Source organism: Varibaculum prostatecancerukia (assembly GCF_943169825.2).
In the GTDB taxonomy this organism is placed as follows: domain Bacteria; phylum Actinomycetota; class Actinomycetes; order Actinomycetales; family Actinomycetaceae; genus Varibaculum; species Varibaculum prostatecancerukia.
This window is the reverse complement of the sequence record NZ_OW968402.1, coordinates 1,869,445-1,887,690: the sequence shown is the minus strand read 5'-3', so window position 1 is coordinate 1,887,690 and position 18,246 is coordinate 1,869,445. Positions and strand designations below refer to the sequence as shown.

The window sequence follows — 18,246 nt, the reverse complement described above, 5'->3', positions numbered from 1 at the left end:
TACAATGCAGCATGACAGCAGTGAGCCGCTAGTTTCTGTGGTTATTCCGGTTTATAACGTAGAAAAATATCTGCGTATCTGTCTTGATTCCGTGTTAGCGCAGAGCTACAAAAATTTGCAGGTAATCGTGGTAAATGATGGTTCCCCCGATGGTTCACTGGCGATAGCAGAAAGTTACGCTGATCCGCGACTGGAAGTAGTCAGTAAACCCAATGGGGGACTTTCTAGCGCGCGAAATTTTGGTTTAGCGCGGGCGCATGGGGATTATCTTTGCTTTGTTGATTCCGATGATTCCTTGCATCCAGATTTTGTGCGGCTACTGATGGAAGGGATTTCAAAGCTGCAAGCTGATTTAGCGGTATGTGGGCTGGCTAGATTTTCTGACGATCGCGAGCTGTACTCCATGAGTCAGCCTGCTCAAGAAGCGAATTGGCGCCTATATTCCCAGAATGAAGCGATAACGCAGCTGTATGGGGGACTGCTCTTACAGCAGCTTACGGTGGCAGTATCTAAACTGTATCCGCGGCGAATCTATAAAAATCTGCATTTTCCTGAAGGACGTCTCCACGAGGACGTAGCGGTAGCGCTTCCGGTGTTGCTACAGTCTGAACGGGTTGCGCTCACTCGCGCACCGCTTTATCACTATCGTTGTAACGAGTCCTCAATAATGGCTACTCCCTCCTGGAAACATAGAGACGGGATTGATTTTTACGAAGAACACTATAGGTTGTTGAGCGATCTACACCTCCCGCAAGCGAAACTCGCGCTCCTGGCAGCGTTTAAAGCCGGGATCAACTGCCTGGTGGAGTACTCCGCCGATCCTAGTTACCGCCAAGATCCCCGCTACCGTTCTTTGAAAAAACGAGTGCAGAAACTGGCTAGACGGATACCTCTAAAAGGACTGCGGAAAATAGATGCTGCCACGGTAGTGACGGCACGCATAACTATCGCGGTAGCCACGTTTATTTATGGAATCGCCTTGCGCTTAAAGTAACTAACTGTGCTGGCAGGATTACAACCCGGCTTTTGATTTCTTCCAGTATTTAGATACTGCAACCACTCGGTAAATAAGAATAATCATTTCGGTGCAGAAGGTAAGTAGCACCACCGAGTAGATATTTAGGTAGCCGAGGACGAAGGTTACGCAGAGAGCAAAGACGTGGAAAATAGAAGCTACGATCACCGATTGGTTAACTGCTTTTGCGCCCCCCAGGGGACTGAGGGTGGGGAATCCCAGAAGGTAGACCGGCAAAGTAATAAATAGGATAAGCATCATCAGGCGCAATACTTTTCCAGCATCACGGAACTGAGTCCCAAAGAACCAAGAACACATAGGCTCGGCGATAATCGCAACTACTATGCATCCCAGCGCTACTACCGGCATTAACGAGAGCAGTATTTTCTTTAGGAGTTTGAAGTCGCGGTTGCGCACCATATAGGGATAAAGACTGTCGGATATTGGTCCCATGGTTTGTTTCATTACCCCGAGCAGTTTGTCGGCTGCGGTGTAGACGCCGATGGGGATGCTGGCTACCGGATAGACGAACCCGAGAAGGAAGATATTGGTAGCGGTATAAATAGTGCTGGCTACTCGGGATAGGAAAAACCAAGTGGACTCTTTTAAGATTTGCCAGGCGAAGCCCAGACCGGGCCAGCGAATTTTATAACCGAGTTTAAAAATCATGTGTCCGTAGACGTAGCCGGCTGCGAGGAGGTTACCTCCCAGGTTCAGCGCAGGAACCATCCAGTAGTCTTGGGGTTTGTGCATGAAAACAAAAATTCCGATGGTGAAGAGAGCTCGTAAGAAAACCGAGGCGATGGTGATGGTTTGCATTTCTTCGATACCGCGGTAGAAGAAATCGAGCATGAAACTCGCCGAAGAAACCGAGAGGAAACATAGCAGGTAGAACCAGGGATCTGAACTCATTTTCTGCCAGAAAAACGCCATGGGGGCGAGAACTGCCAGGCTGAGAAGGGTAAGCAGTAATTTATCTAGGGTTACCGCTCCTACCACCTTTTCGACATAGGTTTTATCATCGCGATTTCCCGCGATTGACGCAGTGGCAGACAGTAAAAACCCGAACTCGATAAATACACTGAAGTACGCCATCACCGCCATTGCCCACCCGATTTTTCCGTAGAGTTCGGCGCCGAGCACTCGGGTTTGATAGGGGACAGTGATGAAGGAAAAGAAATACCCGGAGAACACTAAGACATAGAGAAAAATCGTATTCTTTAGCAGCCTTTTCTTCTTGGTTTTTCCGGTTTCTTTAATAGTTGTAGCACCAGAATCGGTAGTTTTAGGTTCGGAGCTCGAAGTAGCAGGAACATCACTGGAAACAGTGTTGCCGCTGGAAACAGGCTCAGCACTGTCGGGAGTGCCTTTATTTTCTATCGCCACGCTTCTCCTTAGATTCACTGCGTTAGACTTAACGTCTACAAGTAAAGCATGGTAAATCAATATCTAGTAACGGACAAACCGCTAGAGAGGCATAGTTATTGTTACCCGAAACGGAGATAGCAACTAGGTTTCTTAGGGGGGAGCCTGCTTCTTCGTTTCTGGCTTCCGTCCTAAAAGTGCTCCAGATAGGGAGGGAGTCAGTGTCCCCGACCTAGAATTTTTCGCATCACGGTTTCTACGTAGGAAAGTGTAAATAAACCGAGAAAGGAGTGGTGCTGAGCTAAAGCGGCATATAAGCGGTAACGGATTCCGCCTTTCTGCAGGTAAGGATTCTTTGCCCAGTTAGGATAGTCTGCGACAAAGCGTAAGAATAGTTTTCGCGCCTGACTGCGGGTTACTTTTAAGGGATAGAATTTCATCGCGCAGGAAATGATTACTTCGACAATATAGACGTATTCAATTTCTTGAGGATGCCTGTCCGCGCTAAGCTTGCGGATCTGCTCTAAGGCCTCAAAGGAGGCAGAAAGGGAAGCATTAGAATCATCAGCAATCAAAGACCCTGCGTGGACCTGGTAGCGGTAAAGACTCTGGGGCAGATAAGCGACTTTTTCCGCCCAAGCCAGTGCGGTTTTGGTAAGCACTGTATCTTCATGCCGGACGCCGGTTCCGAACCCCAGGTCGTGCTCACGAACAAAATCGCGGCGATAGACTTTCCCGCAGGTTCCTCCCCGCGCGAAGGCCAGCGCATAGTCGGTACTAACGTAATCAAGCTGTGCCGGGGGTTCGGGAAGAACGGTATAATCGTGTGCTTTTCCCTCGTCGATAATACTGAAGTCGAAAAGCAATACGTCACAAGGCGTTTTACTCAACGCATCCGCAAGTATTTCCAGGGAGCCGGGGATGAGCTCATCGTCGGAGTCTAAAAACACTAAGTAGTCGCCACTGGCAGCAGAGATTCCGGCATTGCGCGCCCCTCCAGGTCCCAGGTTTTCAGTTAGGGTCACTAGCTGCCAGTTATTTCTAGCCGAGACCTCAGCTAGCAGAGTCTGATCTGCTTGGCGAGAGGCATCATCAACCACAATGACTTCAACTTCAGTCTCTGCTTCTCCCCGGGGGTTTATCTGGTTAGATAAAGTTTTTTCCAGACGCGGTAAGAATTCTGCTGAATTATAATAAGGAATGATTACGCTTAGCCTCATAACTTCAGTATTCCATAGGGAATGCTATCTGCTTGCGAGGTGAACTCACTCTAATGCGGTAAACTCTATTTATCTTTTAGTGAGCCAAATGAAAAGCTTATTTTAGTGGAGTAAGAATGTGAATGAAGCAGTAGTAAGTGATGAAACTGTGACCCCTACGGCGCCAAAGCAAGCGCGCAAGCTCTTCAGTGTCCTGCTGAATCCGGTTTACTGCGTGAGTGTCTACCTGGTTTATCTTGTGTTGCGGCAAGTTGTAATTTTAGGCGAGTTCCTCGGGTCGATACAGTATTTGCTTTTGTTCTGGGCATATGCCTTGATTCTTTATTATTTATTAAAGGATCGCTCCTACTTTAAAACCCCTTGGATAAAAGTGCTGGGGTTGCTGCTGCCTGCCGCGGTAGTTACCTTAGCCCTAAACTATGCGGTAAATCCGGTAACTCAAATTAAATCCGGAATCCTGCTTGCAGTTTCGGTGTTATTAGTTTATCCGCTGGGAGCCTATATAGCGCGCAGCTCCAAACCCCATAGAGAGCTGGCTAAAGTATTGCTGCCCGCACAGATAATAACTGGTTTACAGGCGCTTACTTCGGTCGCAATGATTGCCTTGGGTTTTACTTTCCTAGGTGAACTAGCGGGCGCCATGCGCCGTCTTGGGGTGCAATCTTTGACCTATGGTTCCGGGAATCGAGTATTCATCGTTTTCGGAATGAATGTGGATTCGAATCACGCTGCACTCGCTGGAATAGTGAGTATCTTTGTTACTACCTGGGCGTTGATTTATCAGGAAAAGATCTTCCTTACCGCGCGCGGTAAAATAAGATACCGAATTTTGTATTGGATAAATCTAGTTCTGGTAGTTATCGCTACCGTTGGTTGCAATTCTCGAGGAGCCCGTTTATCCCTATTAATCACCCTGGCAGTGGCCGGTCTTTGCCTTTTCGTGTTTTATTACCGGCGCAGTGAGTATCTACAGAAAAAAGCGAAAGCTCTGCTGGTGGTGTGGGTAATCCTTATCGGGGGTTTTGGCTACACCACGGTTAATGCCAATATAGATGCCCTGGTGGAGGGAGAAATTTCCTATTACACTCAAGTTTTTGAACTAATTCACCCTGCCGGATCTAAGAAAACCAGTTCTGATTGGAAGATGGCAGATGACGTGAGTATGCTTCGCGTAAATAAAGGAGATTCCACTAAATCAGCGCGCATTTACATCTGGGAAGAAACCCTCGAGCTTTGGAAAGGGCACCCGGTAGTCGGTATTGGCCCCTACAACACTGATGAATACGCGAAAGCGGAGAAACTACGCGCTGAGCAGAAATTATTGGAGCGGGGCTATCACGTGCACAACTCCTATCTTGATGTTTTAATCAGCTACGGAGCTCTCGGATTTGGGATCTACCTGGTGTTTTTCTTGGGATGTCTGGTTAGCTATGGAAAAGCGATAAAGCTGCGTCACCCCGATTGGTCCGATTTCTTCTTGGGCGCGGCCTGGCTGACGATAATGAGCGGAGTTATGTTCCTGACTGATTCATTCCTAGGCTTAGATTACATGTTCGGGATTTTGCTGATTATCATGGGTTATTTAATAGCCCGTCCCGACTCCGAGCCGATGAGAATTCCAGTGATTACGCTGCGGGAAACAAAACTGGTTTCCGGGAACTAAAACTGGCATAGTAGCGAGATTACCGTGAGAGTCTTACAGGTGATGGCTTCGTGCGCTCAGGTTTCTGGGGTAGCACAAGCGATGATGAATTACTATCGTCACATTGCCAAAGAAGTTACCTTTGATTTCCTGGTGTTCTGGGAAAATGACTACACCTTTCGGGCGGAAATCGAAGAACTCGGGGGGAGGGTATTTCTGACCCCCGAACCTGGGCTTAGGGGATTCCCGCAGTATTGGAAAGCGGTCGAGGATTTTTTCCGGGCTCACGTTGGTGAATATGATGCGGTGCAACTTCACGATCTTTATTTGAATCCGGTGATTTTCACGCTTGCAAAAAAATATGGAGTGAAGGTGCGAATCGCGCATAGTCATTCCGAAAAATATTCTGAGCACCTAATAGGCAGTGTACGAAACTGGTTACTCTATCGTTCCCTGCCCTATCTGGCTACTGACTTTTGGGCAGCTTCCATAGCAGCGGGAAACGCGGCTTTTGGTAAACGCATAACTTCTACTGCCTCATTCACAGTAATCAATAACGCAATCAGTTTGGAGCATTTCTTATTTAACCCCCAACAAAGAGCGGAAGTGCGAAGCGAGTTCAACATTTCCCCGGATGCTTTTGTGCTCGGACATATAGGGCGCTTCGTAGCCCTGAAGAACCATGAATTATTAGTGCAGGTCTTTGCTGAGGTAAAGCGGCGCCGCCCCGATGCATGTCTCCTCTTAGTGGGTGAAGGTGGCGCTCTGCGTCCCGCAGTTGAGACCCGAGTTAAGAAACTTGGGATTGCAGATTCGGTGCATTTTGCGGGTCTTCGTACAGATATAGGCGCGCTTCTAAGCGCCATGGATAGTTTCTGTTTGCCTTCTCTCCATGAAGGCTTTGGGATTGTGCTGGTAGAAGCACAGACCAATGGTCTGCCTTGTCTGGCGAGTAGCCAGGTACCGGCGGAAGCTAGAATTCTTCCTAGCTATCGGCAGCAGGGCTTAGGTGACCCGCCGGATCGTTGGGCGGAAACTGTCCTATCCCTGCCGACAAATCGTTTAGAAGGGGCAGATAAGCTAGTTGCCCAGAAGGGTTTCGATATTAGGCAAGCCTCGCAGTTACTTGTAAATCGCTATCAAAAATTGATACTTAACGAACGTAAAGCTTAAAACTAATGTCAAAACTTACGAATAGTTAAGTCTGTTGAACTTTTTAATCTTCGAGAAATTATAATGATGCGGGCAGTGAAGTCGCGTTATTTGGCATCCTCATTTGTCAGCTAGAGATTATTCGTGATCCCTGTTTTCGAACATTGACTCTAGGGAGTGCTGACAATCTACTTGAGTATCGCGGGAAGCAGCTTTCCTTTAGTGCGATTTAAAAACTCTACATAATTGAAATCATCAAGCCACCGGGATAAAGACAGTTTACTTTTGGTGGTGAAAAGCTTTCCCGGCTGATACCCTGGCAAGTCATATACCGGAAGATGTACAACTTCAGTGCCTGCGCCAGTTACCGAATGCTTACTGGTAACTATAACTTTATGGGAATAGGGAGCCGCGCGAAAAAGCTCTGGAATAGGGCTGTTTTCGGCAATGGGTTGCGAACACTCAAAAATCATACAAATGTTTTCCAAGTTTATTCGCCTTGAACGCTGCTCCCATTTTTCTTTGGCAAGTTCAAAGCTGGGGTAATGCTGAAAGTAAAGCTTTATCGCGGGCAGATCCGCAGATTTTGGAGTTAGTAACCCCAGGGGGTAACTGATTCCCTCCTCAAAAATCTCACGTAGTTCTGCTCCCTGTTGTGGGGAGTACTCAAGGAGGTTGGCCGCGTAGGTGAAAAAATCTTCAGTCGGAAACCAAAGGTTCACAGTAGGGGAAAGAAATCGTAAACCGCAATCATGATATATGACCCCCGCAATACAGTTATTGGAAATAATGGTTACTTCCCGATTCAAAAGCTGTCGGTTTTTATATAAATGCCAGCGCAGCTGCAGCTTACTTTTCAAGTCGTGCAGGGAATCAAGATTCACCCTCGCCCTCCTTGGAATGTCTCTTTTAGTCCCTCTATTATTCCCTTCCAAGTGCCGATGCCATAGGCAATATGGAGGGCGGGGAAAATCAAGGGTAAGCTGGCAGCTTTACTGGTGGGCGGGTCAACTTTCGGAAACGATGCCGCGCTTAAAGCCAGATCGGCGGTTCCATAGCTGGCGGCTAGCAGCCGCAGCGGCAGCTTAACTCCCCGTAGCCGCAGTGCGAATCCCGCGGCAATAGCTAAAACAAAAGCTCCCGGCACCAGGTGATACACCTCGATACATCCGGGTTGTACGAAAAGAGTCCTACCTATCCAATAGCCGTTATTGTATTTTTGCCTAATCATGGCAAACAGTGAAGGACGAATTATTTGCTCAGAATAGATCCGGGAATCAAAACGAATCTTATAACCGGCTTTACGAATCCGGTAGGAGTAGTCGTTGTCTTCGGTGCGGGTAAGCTCCTCGTTAAAGGGACCCACTTTATCTATCACCGAGCGGCGGTATCCTGGGTGGAATACTGATTTTACGTACTGAGGTGCGTTAGAGTCGGATTTTGACTTACCTCGATATTTCGCGATCGAAGCCCCGAACATAGATTCTTCGACGGTATGCAATACTCGTTGCCAGTCGGTGGCACTATTAGGGGTGATCGTGGGGCGCGGGCCACCAGCTACTGCTTCATCTTCACGCAAGACCGCTATGATTTGGCTCAAAAAATTATCTGGAATGCGAGCGTGAGCGTCTACCCTAACGATTACATCTCCGGTTGCGGCGGCAAGAAAGACGTTCCATCCTTTCGGCACGGTCTTTCCTGGGTTATGGAGCAGCACCACGGATTCAAAGTCGGTTGCCCGCGTGGCAAAGTCCTTCATAATCCGGGGGGTGGCATCTTCAGATCCGCTATCTACCAGCACCACCTGGATAAGATGGTGTGGGTAGTCTTGAGCCTTGATGCAAGAGAGCATATCGGGAAGATAATCCTCTTCATCTAGAGCAACAATGCCCACAGATATATGGGGGCTACTGAGAGACTCAAAAGTTTTCATGCTACTTCCTGGGTAGGGCGTGAATAAGGTCAGTACTGTCTATAGTATCCTCGCTTAGCGCATCGTTTCCGCGAAGGGAGCGCGTTTTCCCAAGTGTAGCTGGGGTCGGGGACTATCCAATTTTCACCGTAGTAAAGTTTCATAAAATCTTCGGCGTTTGCAGGTATGGGAACTGTAACTCCCGCAAGGTCTATCTCACGTTTGTCGGTGATATGTGGGGCCATACTCAAGCTCACAGAAAATTCGTGCTCGTGACTGTAAGAACTATCAGGGAAACGATTAAATAAATAGCACCCATATCCCTCTGGTTTCTCTTCGAGAACAAAAATGTCAAAATTGACCCCATTCCGTTCCCAGCTGCATTCTGCAGTCTTTCCCTCCACTTCGTAATCGTGGTGGTGGCGATAGCCGGCTGCAGAAAGTGCGTTCTTAACTTCTTCGATCCCGACTCCGAGCTTAGGGCATAGATAAAAATCCATATCTAGATCATGGGATATGAACTGATGATTACGGAGGGCGCCTAGGCAGGTCCCATATGCTAAGTACCATTCGGCACCGAGTTTTTGCATCAGAGCTTGGAAGTCGGCCAGTACTTCAGCGCCATCGTTTTTGAGGGCCGCATTTGCTAAACGTTCTTCCCGCTGATGCTTGACATCGTATAGGCGTTGGTAGAGGTCGCGAGTTAATCGGGAGGTACGAAGCCAACGTTTCACGCTTGCAATCATGTAGCAGCGCCTTTCATAGTGTTAAGGCTGTAAAAAGAGCCGAGAAGTTCTTGCTATTTACTATTTCCTAGTATAACTTTCCGGATCTACGTGCCAGCTACCCCCCTCGTCTACGCATACAAACGAGTAGCTGCTTTTCCCCGAAGTAACCAGCACCGATACCCCGCGTCCATCGCTAGTGGAACCACTATTGCGAAATTGCAATTTTGAAAGATCCTTTGCAGGTTCGGGAACCTCTGACTCCCGATAGGTGCTTTCGCATTCTTGCCCTAAGGCTTCTAAGCGATTAACTGTGGAAGTGGTGATCGTTTTGCAAAGCGTTGCTGTGTCCTTGGAAGCAAAGGCCTTCAGGTAGAGCATAACTGCACCCTGCGGAGTTTTTTGGTCAGCGTTAACCTTGGAACTAGGCAGAGTCTTGGCGTCGGACTTTTCGGAGGCTTTTGGCTGCTTAGATTTTGCATCCGGTGTAGCTGGGGTACTAATGCTGGCCTGCCCGCTGCTGACGCTGGCGCTGGCGCTAGTGCTCGGAGTTTCCCGCGGCAGGGCGGGGGAACAGGCGCTTAAGGTAACGGCTGCGAATGCAACTAAAAATAACCACTTCTTCACGGCGGCTTCCTCTATCTAAAAATTGGCTAAGGGTTGCCGGCAAGCTAGCGCTGCCGATTTGATTATTTTACTTATAGGACAGCGGAACTCCGTATTCCTGCAGCTTTGCAGCAGTTTCCTGATCAAATACCCCGGTAGGGGTGATGCGCAGCAAGTTCTGAACTTTGATCATTCCAGCTTTGCTGCCTACTCCGTAACCTCCATCAGGGGTGTAGGGAGTCTGCGCGGGGAAGTAGTACTTGAGTATCTTTTGCAGCGCCATTACCTGAGAATTCCATTGCCACTGTCCCAAGGGTGTGTTCAGAGTTTGACCGAGCTCCTCAGGTGGAGCCGAAACGGTGAGCGGCACTCCCAAGCTTCGCAACTGATCGGCAGTAGCCTTATCTACAAAACCGGTTTCCGGCAGACCGAAATGTTTCTGTACCGCCTTTACTCCGGCTTCGGTCTTAGCTCCGAATCCACCGTCCGGCCAGCAGGGGAAACTCTCCGGGAAATACTTACGCAGCCCTTGCTGCAAAGTGGTCACTGACGAGTTCCATACTCCCTGGTTCAGAGCGGTAGTTGATTTAGCGGCGTTAAACATCCCCGCCTCGATTCCGTTCTTTCGGAAAAGTTCCATGGTTTTAGGACCGACGCCGCCGTCCGGATAGATTCCGTTAGCGCGTTGAACTGCTTTAACTGCCGCTTCGGTCTTGGCTCCGAATCCGCCATCCGGTTGGAACTGGGCGTATCGTGGGAATTTCTTTACCAGTGCCCGCTGAACTTGCAGGACATCATCATTCCAGGCGCCCTTCCAAAGGGTGCTTCGCAGGTAGATCGGTTTGGGATCTGCTACCGCCACTAGGGAAATAGGAATCCCGGCTTCGCGAAGCTGCTGCGCGGTAGCCTCGTCTACGGTTCCGCTTTCGGGAAGTCCCTTGGACTTTTGGAATGCTTTTACGAAAGCCGTACTCTTGGCGCCATAAATCCCGTCTATACCTGCTGAATACCACTGGGGGAATAACGCTTTCGCGCCTATCTGTAGCGTGGTTACAGCATCGCTACGTGCGCCCCACCCCAAAGTTCCGTAGTAGGTGTGGGGGGTGAATACGTATACCGGGAAACCCTTACGCAGCAGGGTATAGGAAGTCTCTTGGTTCACCACCCCGCTGGGATAAAGACCGTTCTCGCTTTGGAACTGTTTCACAATCTCGGTGGTCTTAGCTCCGTACCCACCGTCCGGGGTAAAGAGTGGGTAGCTGGGGACTGCTAAAAGCATGGCTGCTTGTAGTTTCTTTATGGTGTCGTTCCACATTCCGCTCTTGAGATCGGTATCGGAAATGACTGGTGAAAGGGCTTTTATCTGCGCCTGGGTAACTGTGCGTTTTGAGGCTGCGCGGGGACTGCCGAACCATGATTTGTACAGGTAATAAAAATTGCGGTTGCCATAAGAACTGCAGGAGTTCCCAGTCCCTAGTCCCGCCCGTAAGGCAGCTGCATTCGGTTGGTAGGGGGTGTAGTTGTAGAGGCCGGCTGTAGCGGCATTGCGCATATAGACGTTACTTCCTCCGCAAGCCGAGCTCGGGTTATATCCCACCCACGAGGTTTTCCCGGATCTAAAATTATAGTAGTTGGGGTATTTCTTATAGATATTGAACTGTTTCGCAGCGTGATAAAGCTGGTTGCCTACTCCGAAATACTGCGCGTCACAGGGCGCAGTGTCGGGGCAGCCGTACCCCAAGGCGGTCCTAAACGCATTCGCGCCGGTACGGGAGTTATACCAGGCGGGTGAAGTCACCAGACCGTTTTCTTTTTCCAAAGTAACCAGCAAAACTTTTGCGGAGATTTTACAAGCACGTGACACTCGATAAATCATTTCCGCTGCCGATAGGTTGCTGCCTCCGGTAACTGCTGAGGGGCAAGAGCCCGCAGAGAAAGAAGCAAGATTGCCGCGATAATTTTTTAGGCACCTCGATCCATTGCAGTATTTACCCTTGTTATTAAGGAAGGTTTGGATCTGGGAGACACTCATGTTTCCCTGCGTATAGAAGTTGGCATCCGAGATAATATACCCGGCCTGCCAATCGGTGATTGGAGCTGCCTCCGCCTTTTGAGGTGCGGTTATGGCTGTTAGGCCATTAAAGGCAATAAAGGTGGCGATAAGAGCCAGGATTGCCAGTGCGCGTGTGCGGATTCTGTTGCTGCAGGTAAACATGTTCTCATTGTTACAAATGTTATTGTTGTTGTCTAACTATGTCATAGACAAGCCGGATAAGTGCCGAGGTAAAAGAGGTCAGATTCGGTAAGATTGGGGAATCAGAAACCGAACAAAAGCTACCGATAGATAGAAAGCTGGTCAAATGCAGGCACTTATTTTGGCGGCAGGAATGGGATCCCGTCTTAAAGATCTCACTGCAAACAACACCAAGTGCATGGTGAAAGTCAATGGGGTAACCATGATTGAGCGGATGCTGCATCAGCTTGACGCTAAGGCACTTTCGAAAATAGTTATTGTGACTGGTTACGAAGGCCAAAAGCTCATTGACTATATTGAAACCTTAGATATTTCTACCCCAATAGAGTTCGTCGATAACCCGATTTATGATCAGACCAATAACATCTACTCTTTGTGGTTGGCCAAAGATAAGCTGTTAGAAGAGGACACCCTGCTGCTAGAGTCGGATCTGATTTTCGAAGATAGGGTACTAGACGATCTTCTTGATGATCCCCGGAAAACTTTAGCGCTAGTTGATAAATACGAGTCCTGGATGGATGGCACGGTCGTCAAGCTCGATGACGATGACACTATTTCTGCTTTCGTCCCCGGCAAGAAATTTGTTTATCGGGACATAGATTCTTACTACAAGACGGTAAATATTTATAAGTTCTCTAAAGAATTCTCTACCACGCATTATGTTCCCTTCTTAGATGCCTATACTCAGGCGCTGGGGCGCAATGAATACTATGAACAGGTCTTGCGGGTTATTACTCTCCTGGATGATCCGGGAATAAAAGCCAAACGCCTAGATGGGCAAAAGTGGTACGAGATTGATGATGTACAGGATCTAGATATTGCATCCTCGATATTCCATCCCGATACCGCCCAGCGCAAGAAACTATTTGAATCCCGCTACGGCGGATATTGGCGTTACCCCAAGATGCTGGACTACTGCTATCTGGTCAATCCCTATTTCCCTCCGCAACGGATGAAGGACGAGATCCGAGCGAACTTTGATTCCTTGCTGGCCGATTACCCTTCTGGTATGGGGGTTAACTCTTTACTGGCGGCCAAGAATTTTGCTTTACGGCCTGAACAAGTAGTGGTTGGGAACGGGGCAGCAGAGCTAATTAAATCTCTAATGGCGCAGCTGCCGATGCCCTACGGAGTAGTTAGACCCACCTTCGAGGAATACCCCAATCGCTGCCCGGAAAAACCGGTTATTTACCAGGCAGATAATCCGGATTTTTCCTACACCGCAGATGACTTAATAGAGTTTTTCGGACGCAGTGAACAAGGTAAAACCGACAGCGGAGAGCGGGTAAAAGCTCTGATTGTGATTAACCCTGACAATCCTTCGGGTAACTTCATCCCCCAGGCAGATGCACTCCGCCTGGCAGATTGGGCAGAAGAAAACGGGATAACTCTAGTTCTTGACGAAAGTTTCATTGATTTTGCTGAAGGTCAAGACAATTCACTGCTAAGCCAGGAAATCCTGGATTCCCATCCGCACCTGTTCATTATGAAATCCATTTCCAAGAGTTACGGGGTTGCCGGTTTGCGTCTGGGAATCTTAGCGAGCTCGGATACTGCAGCTATCACAGGTTTCAAGAAAGACGTGTCGATCTGGAACATAAACTCTTTTGCCGAGTTCTATCTGCAAATAGAAGAAAAATACCAGAAAGATTACGCAGCTGCCTTAGAAAAAATAAAAGCGGTGAGGGCGCAGTTCGTAGAAGATCTGAACCAGCTTAGCTATCTGCGAGTGATTCCTTCACAAGCCAACTTTGTAACCGCGGAGGTGCTGGCTCCCCACAGCTCAAAGGAACTTACTATTGCCTGTCTGGAAAACGATCTGATCATAAAAGATCTTTCCGAAAAAGAGGGTTTTGACGGTAAGCAATATATTCGGCTAGCGGTTCGTTCCACCCAGGACAATGCCCGCTTGCTGGAAGTATTAGGAGGAATAGCTTAACCGATGCGCATTGGAATTGTTGGAGGCGGCCATACTGGGGCGGTCTATGCAGGCTACCTGGCGCGGCATGGGCATGAAACTGCCCTTTACACCCGGCAAGCAGCTAAATGGAAACCTCGAGTACACGTGCATGATTTGGTTTCTTCGCAGGAGTACACCGCAAATTTAGCGTTTGTAACTTCCAATCCCGCTGAACTTATCGATTTTTCCGATGTCATCATAGTGACACTTCCTGTCTATGCAGTGCAGGATTTCTTTAATCGTGCTCAACACGCCCTCGCCGAAAGGCACACCATTGTGTTATCTCCAGGCAATGGTGCTCGAGAATTTACTGTTAACCCGGTGCTCGCACAGGGGGCAGCCGTAGTTGGTCTTCAGCGGGTAATGTTCATTTCCCGCTCATTTGGTTACGGCGATCGCGCAGTGCTTTCAGGTGTAAAGAAAGAACTGGTAGCAGCTGAGCTGACCAGACAGGCAGGAGCGCGTGATTTGCTGCAGGAACTATTCCATGTTCCTGTGCGCACGATGCCCACGTATCTGCCTATTTCTTTGGGTGCGTCCAATCCCATATTGCATTCATCTCGGTTGCGTGAAATTACGGAGCAAAATCCGGGGAACACTTTTTCTGAAAATATTCCCTTCTATGAAGGTTGGGGTAGTAAAGCTTCGGACTATTTTTTCAAGATGAACACAGAACTTGTGGAAGTTGCACGAGGATACGCCAGTGTGGGTGGGGATTTAGTCCCTTCTTTAACTGCCTACTACGAATCTCGTAACCAGGATGAACTCACCGCTAAGATTAGGGGAATTACTGCATTCAAAGGTATCGGTTCTCCTATGATTGCAGATGGTGAAGGGTATCGCTTGAACTATTCATCGCGCTATTTTAAGGAAGATATAGCGTTTGGACTTTCTCAGATTGCCCAGCTTGGCAAACTTATAGGGGTCGCTACTCCAAATATTGACGCCACGCTTTCGTGGGCATTTGAACTTATGGATCCCGCGGTAGAACGCTTGAATCTCAAGGATGTGGGGTTAGACAGCGCAGAAAAAATAATGAAGTTCTACTCTCAATAGGTAATAGTGGATTTAAGATTTTTAATTAGATACAATCTTATTCACTGTAATAGCATCTCTGCAGAGAAATGAAGAGGCGAAACACATGTTGCTCAGGAATCAAAAACGGATAATGGGGCTGTTAGCCACCTTCGCTCTCTTATTATCCTGGGGAGTAGAGGGGACTGCATACGCTGCTCCAAATGAGGGGAATACGGAAAGCAGTACAACTGAGGCCGAGAACAATGCAGGTGGTCAGCAGGATCCGTCTGCTTCACCAGATGCGTCTGTGAGCAATTCGCAAAATGAAAGCAGTTCGCCAAGTGAAACAGTTACTTCTAGGCAATCTCAAGATAGTGAGGAAGAAGCGGATGCCTCTGAAGAACAATTCTCGGTGATTTCCGGCAGCTTCCTAAGGCAGGGCATGCGTTCGGAAGCAGTGTTAGATCTTCAAAAAACCTTGGTTGGGAAATTCAAAGAATGCGGATCTTTTAAGCCAGACGGAATATTCGGTGCAAAGACTAAAGCTTCTTTAAACTGTGCACAAAGAAAACTTGGTATTAGCAGGCCAGATGGTGTATATGGTTTTCTTACTGCGGCCAAGTTCAGAGAACAGGGCATCAGAGCTGCGATTGCTAGCCCTATCAACACTAATTTTAATTTGGTTCCGCAACAAAACACCCCCATCGTTCGGAGCTTGCAGGGTTACCTAGCCGCATTTTATCCAGAGCATTGCGTTATTCCGCGGGTGGACACGTTTTTTGGAGCAACAACCTCTAAATGCGTTTCCGATATTCGTGGCGACCTAGGGCTATCTCATTCAAATATTGCAGATAAGGCGTTTGCCGATGCCGTGCGTAAAGACAGGGGTGTGCCTATCACTATTTATGCAGCTCCTTCACCCTCTCAGCAGTGGTGGAGAGCTACCGTCTGGTCCGGATCGCGTGGCAGTTTTACCAGAAATTTGCAATTGGGCTTAAACAAGTATTTCCCGCAATACCTAGGCGTTCACGCTGACTCAATATTCGGGGCGCGTACTACTGCAGCGGTGAAGGCTTTCCAGAGGGATCACGGAATTTATCCAGACGGGGGCGTAGGGATGACAACCGCGAAAGCTCTGCGGGCAGCGGGAATACCAGTATGGATAATTCCGCCTGTCAACTACATCAGTGTTATGGGCTATGGTTCCAGCGGTTATAAAGTAGAAGTGTTGCAAACAGCGCTCACCTATCTGAATCCGTCCTACTGTAAATTCACACCGGACAGATGGTTCGGACGGATGACGGAAAACTGTGTTAAGACATTCCAGAGAGCCAATGGTATTTACCCTGATGGAAAAGTTGGTTACTCGACGGTGAGGGCATTACGAGCCAAGGGAATGTACTTTAACTACGTTGGCTCGGGTGATGCTCAATTAGACGCCACCTTAGAGTCCATAGTTGGGCGCTATGACTCCCTCTACAAATCCTATGCCTATGTGGTAAACAACTATCACTATATTGGTGCGCACGGGAAGTCACATCCGTGGGGAAGCAACTGGGATATCCAATACGCCAAGAATTTCTTCGCCAACGGTGGGGGCAACTGTTACAGCTTTGCCGCCGGTTACAAGTGGATAGCCCGGGCGCTAGGGTATCCATCAGCGAGAGTCCGCCTCGGATACGTGGCGAACGCGCGAGCTCCCCACGGCTGGAATGAAATCGATGTTTCGGGCACAACCTATATTTTCGATACCGACGAAGACATGGCCTACAAGAGTTCCAAAGGTGGCTGGGCGTTCTACTACAAGACCTACTGGAACGCTCCGATCTACTACTGGGATGCCAATAAGAGAGCCCTTAACTAGTGGTCTTTAGCACTGTCCTCTTCATATCTTTCTTCTTACCGACGGTTTTTATCCTCACGCTGATAATTCCGTCGGTAAGGGGAAAGAATGCAGTGCTGATATTAGCCAGCCTCCTGTTCTATTCCTACGGGGAACCCATCTATGTGCTGTTAATGCTGGTTTCCTGTCTAGCGAACTGGGCTCTGGCATTAGCACTGGACACCAGGAAAGAGGACGCAGCGTCGGCAGGGCGAAAAGCCATCTTGACGCTGGCGCTAGTTCTCAACCTAGGAGTGCTAGGGTTCTTCAAATACGCAGGGATGTTTGTAGGAACCATCGATTCCTTGCTAGGGCTCGACCTGAAAATCGGGGCAGTAGCCTTACCGATCGGGATATCTTTTTATACCTTCCAGGCGCTCTCCTACGTAATAGATGTGTATCGCGGGAAAATCTCCGCCGCCCGGGATCCCTTCGTGGTGATGCTCTATATCTCGTTCTTCCCGCAACTTATTGCGGGACCAATCGTGCGTTACCGGCACATCGAAGAACAGATTGCGCAGCGTTCATTCACTTTGAACGGAGTGGCTTGTGGGATGCGCAGATTCGTAGTCGGGCTTAGTAAAAAGGTGATAGTCGCTGATTCTTTGGCGGTAGTAGTCGATGGGATCTATGGAAACCAATCCGGGGAAGTAGATTTTTACGCAGCCTGGTTAGCGGCTATCTGCTACGCTCTCCAGATTTATTTCGATTTTTCCGGCTACTCCGATATGGCCATCGGCATGGCAGCGATGTTCGGTTTCCGATTCCAAGAAAACTTCACCTACCCCTATATCTCTCGCACCATGCAAGAGTTTTGGCGTCGTTGGCATATTTCCTTATCCACCTGGTTCCTGGAATACCTCTATATTCCCCTGGGCGGAAATCGCAAAGGCGAAGCGCGAACAGTTATAAACAAGTTCACGGTGTTCCTGCTCTGCGGTCTGTGGCACGGTGCCGCCTGGACCTTCGTGGTCTGGGGGTTAATCCACGGGATATTTTTAATGCTCGAAGAAATAGTGCCCCTGAAGAAACTTCCGCACTGGGCCGGTCACCTCTACACCATGTTCGTGGTGGTAGCATCGTTCGTAGTGTTCAGAGCAGATAGCTTTACCCAAGCTCTGCAAATGTACGCGAATATGTTTGGTTTCAACACCGAATCCACCGTGGGAGCCGGATCCCTGGCGTTCTCCTACCTAGACCCATGGACTCTAACTATTTTCTCCATAGCTCTGATTGCTATGCTTCCGGTTACTCAAGTCCTGTCTCCGCAAGCAAAACTATGGAAGAAAATGGGGGTCACTAACCCTTCCTCGACCTATATGCCGGCTACTGTAGATACCCGAGTGTGGAGCCTGGGTCTAACCCTGGTGCTGCTAGCAGCTAACCTGCTGATCTTGGCAGCCGGCGGCTACCACCCCTTCATTTATTTCAGGTTCTAGGAGGTGCAGGAAGTAACTATGACTGAAAACAACGGTTCATCCGAGGAAAAAAATGCC

Annotated in this window: 14 protein-coding genes; 7 read left to right on the top strand and 7 right to left on the bottom strand. The window is 48.7% G+C overall.

Annotated features, from left to right (window positions below; translation table 11 throughout):
• The first annotated feature begins 4 nt into the window (after positions 1 to 4).
• Complete coding sequence (locus KO216_RS08140) at positions 5 to 994, top strand: glycosyltransferase family 2 protein (protein ID WP_215523716.1); 990 nt, start codon at positions 5 to 7, stop codon at positions 992 to 994.
• 18 nt (positions 995 to 1,012) lie between these two features.
• Here KO216_RS08140 and KO216_RS08135 read toward each other — a convergent pair whose 3' ends face one another.
• Positions 1,013 to 2,401, bottom strand: a complete 1,389-nt coding sequence (locus tag KO216_RS08135) for an oligosaccharide flippase family protein (RefSeq protein WP_215523715.1) — start codon at positions 2,399 to 2,401, stop codon at positions 1,013 to 1,015.
• A 197-nt stretch (positions 2,402 to 2,598) separates the two neighbouring features.
• Positions 2,599 to 3,600, bottom strand: a complete 1,002-nt coding sequence (locus KO216_RS08130) for a glycosyltransferase family 2 protein (RefSeq protein ID WP_215523714.1) — start codon at positions 3,598 to 3,600, stop codon at positions 2,599 to 2,601.
• 118 nt (positions 3,601 to 3,718) lie between these two features.
• Between KO216_RS08130 and KO216_RS08125 the strand changes: the two genes are divergently transcribed.
• Positions 3,719 to 5,263 (top strand): O-antigen ligase family protein, encoded by a 1,545-nt coding sequence (locus KO216_RS08125; RefSeq protein WP_215523713.1) that lies wholly within the window; start codon positions 3,719 to 3,721, stop codon positions 5,261 to 5,263.
• Between the two features lie 24 nt (positions 5,264 to 5,287).
• On the top strand, positions 5,288 to 6,415 hold the full coding sequence (locus KO216_RS08120; RefSeq protein ID WP_215523712.1) for a glycosyltransferase: 1,128 nt from the start codon (positions 5,288 to 5,290) through the stop codon (positions 6,413 to 6,415).
• 167 nt (positions 6,416 to 6,582) lie between these two features.
• Here KO216_RS08120 and KO216_RS08115 read toward each other — a convergent pair whose 3' ends face one another.
• From KO216_RS08115 to KO216_RS08095, 5 genes are all read right to left on the bottom strand, one after another.
• Entirely contained in the window at positions 6,583 to 7,278 is a 696-nt protein-coding gene (locus KO216_RS08115; protein ID WP_215523711.1) for a DUF1919 domain-containing protein, read from the bottom strand.
• Positions 7,275 to 8,327 carry a glycosyltransferase family 2 protein gene (locus KO216_RS08110; protein WP_215523710.1) on the bottom strand — a complete coding sequence of 351 codons (1,053 nt, stop codon included), beginning with the start codon at positions 8,325 to 8,327 and terminating at the stop codon, positions 7,275 to 7,277. The genes KO216_RS08115 and KO216_RS08110 overlap by 4 nt, the downstream gene beginning before the upstream one ends.
• Before the next feature lie 29 nt (positions 8,328 to 8,356).
• Positions 8,357 to 9,040 carry a LicD family protein gene (locus KO216_RS08105; protein WP_215523709.1) on the bottom strand — a complete coding sequence of 228 codons (684 nt, stop codon included), beginning with the start codon at positions 9,038 to 9,040 and terminating at the stop codon, positions 8,357 to 8,359.
• A 72-nt stretch (positions 9,041 to 9,112) separates the two neighbouring features.
• A complete protein-coding gene (locus tag KO216_RS08100) occupies positions 9,113 to 9,658 on the bottom strand; it encodes a hypothetical protein (protein ID WP_215523708.1) in 546 nt (181 codons plus the stop codon).
• A gap of 67 nt (positions 9,659 to 9,725) precedes the next feature.
• Complete coding sequence (locus KO216_RS08095; protein ID WP_215523707.1) at positions 9,726 to 11,852, bottom strand: peptidoglycan-binding domain-containing protein; 2,127 nt, start codon at positions 11,850 to 11,852, stop codon at positions 9,726 to 9,728.
• Between the two features lie 145 nt (positions 11,853 to 11,997).
• Between KO216_RS08095 and KO216_RS08090 the strand changes: the two genes are divergently transcribed.
• The 4 genes from KO216_RS08090 to KO216_RS08075 all read left to right on the top strand — a co-directional run bounded on the left by KO216_RS08090 (position 11,998) and on the right by KO216_RS08075 (position 18,189).
• Positions 11,998 to 13,830, top strand: coding sequence for an aminotransferase class I/II-fold pyridoxal phosphate-dependent enzyme (locus KO216_RS08090; RefSeq protein WP_215523706.1), 1,833 nt, complete (start codon positions 11,998 to 12,000; stop codon positions 13,828 to 13,830).
• A gap of 3 nt (positions 13,831 to 13,833) precedes the next feature.
• Positions 13,834 to 14,907, top strand: a complete 1,074-nt coding sequence (locus KO216_RS08085) for an NAD/NADP octopine/nopaline dehydrogenase family protein (protein WP_215523705.1) — start codon at positions 13,834 to 13,836, stop codon at positions 14,905 to 14,907.
• Between the two features lie 85 nt (positions 14,908 to 14,992).
• Positions 14,993 to 16,732, top strand: a complete 1,740-nt coding sequence (locus tag KO216_RS08080; protein ID WP_215523704.1) for a peptidoglycan-binding domain-containing protein — start codon at positions 14,993 to 14,995, stop codon at positions 16,730 to 16,732.
• A gap of 92 nt (positions 16,733 to 16,824) precedes the next feature.
• The gene (locus KO216_RS08075; RefSeq protein ID WP_215523703.1) at positions 16,825 to 18,189 is read left to right on the top strand and encodes an MBOAT family O-acyltransferase; all 1,365 of its coding nucleotides are present in this window, start codon (positions 16,825 to 16,827) and stop codon (positions 18,187 to 18,189) included.
• Positions 18,190 to 18,246 lie beyond the last annotated feature (57 nt).

What these genes read in the sequence shown, in the direction of transcription:
- KO216_RS08140 (WP_215523716.1), top strand. Translation starts at nt 5, where the DNA reads ATGCAGCATGACAGCAGTGAGCCGCTAGTTTCTGTGGTTATTCCGGTT.
- KO216_RS08130 (WP_215523714.1), bottom strand. Translation starts at nt 3,600, where the DNA reads ATGAGGCTAAGCGTAATCATTCCTTATTATAATTCAGCAGAATTCTTA.
- KO216_RS08110 (WP_215523710.1), bottom strand. Translation starts at nt 8,327, where the DNA reads ATGAAAACTTTTGAGTCTCTCAGTAGCCCCCATATATCTGTGGGCATT.
- KO216_RS08095 (WP_215523707.1), bottom strand. Translation starts at nt 11,852, where the DNA reads ATGTTTACCTGCAGCAACAGAATCCGCACACGCGCACTGGCAATCCTG.
- KO216_RS08090 (WP_215523706.1), top strand. Translation starts at nt 11,998, where the DNA reads ATGCAGGCACTTATTTTGGCGGCAGGAATGGGATCCCGTCTTAAAGAT.
- KO216_RS08085 (WP_215523705.1), top strand. Translation starts at nt 13,834, where the DNA reads ATGCGCATTGGAATTGTTGGAGGCGGCCATACTGGGGCGGTCTATGCA.
- KO216_RS08080 (WP_215523704.1), top strand. Translation starts at nt 14,993, where the DNA reads ATGTTGCTCAGGAATCAAAAACGGATAATGGGGCTGTTAGCCACCTTC.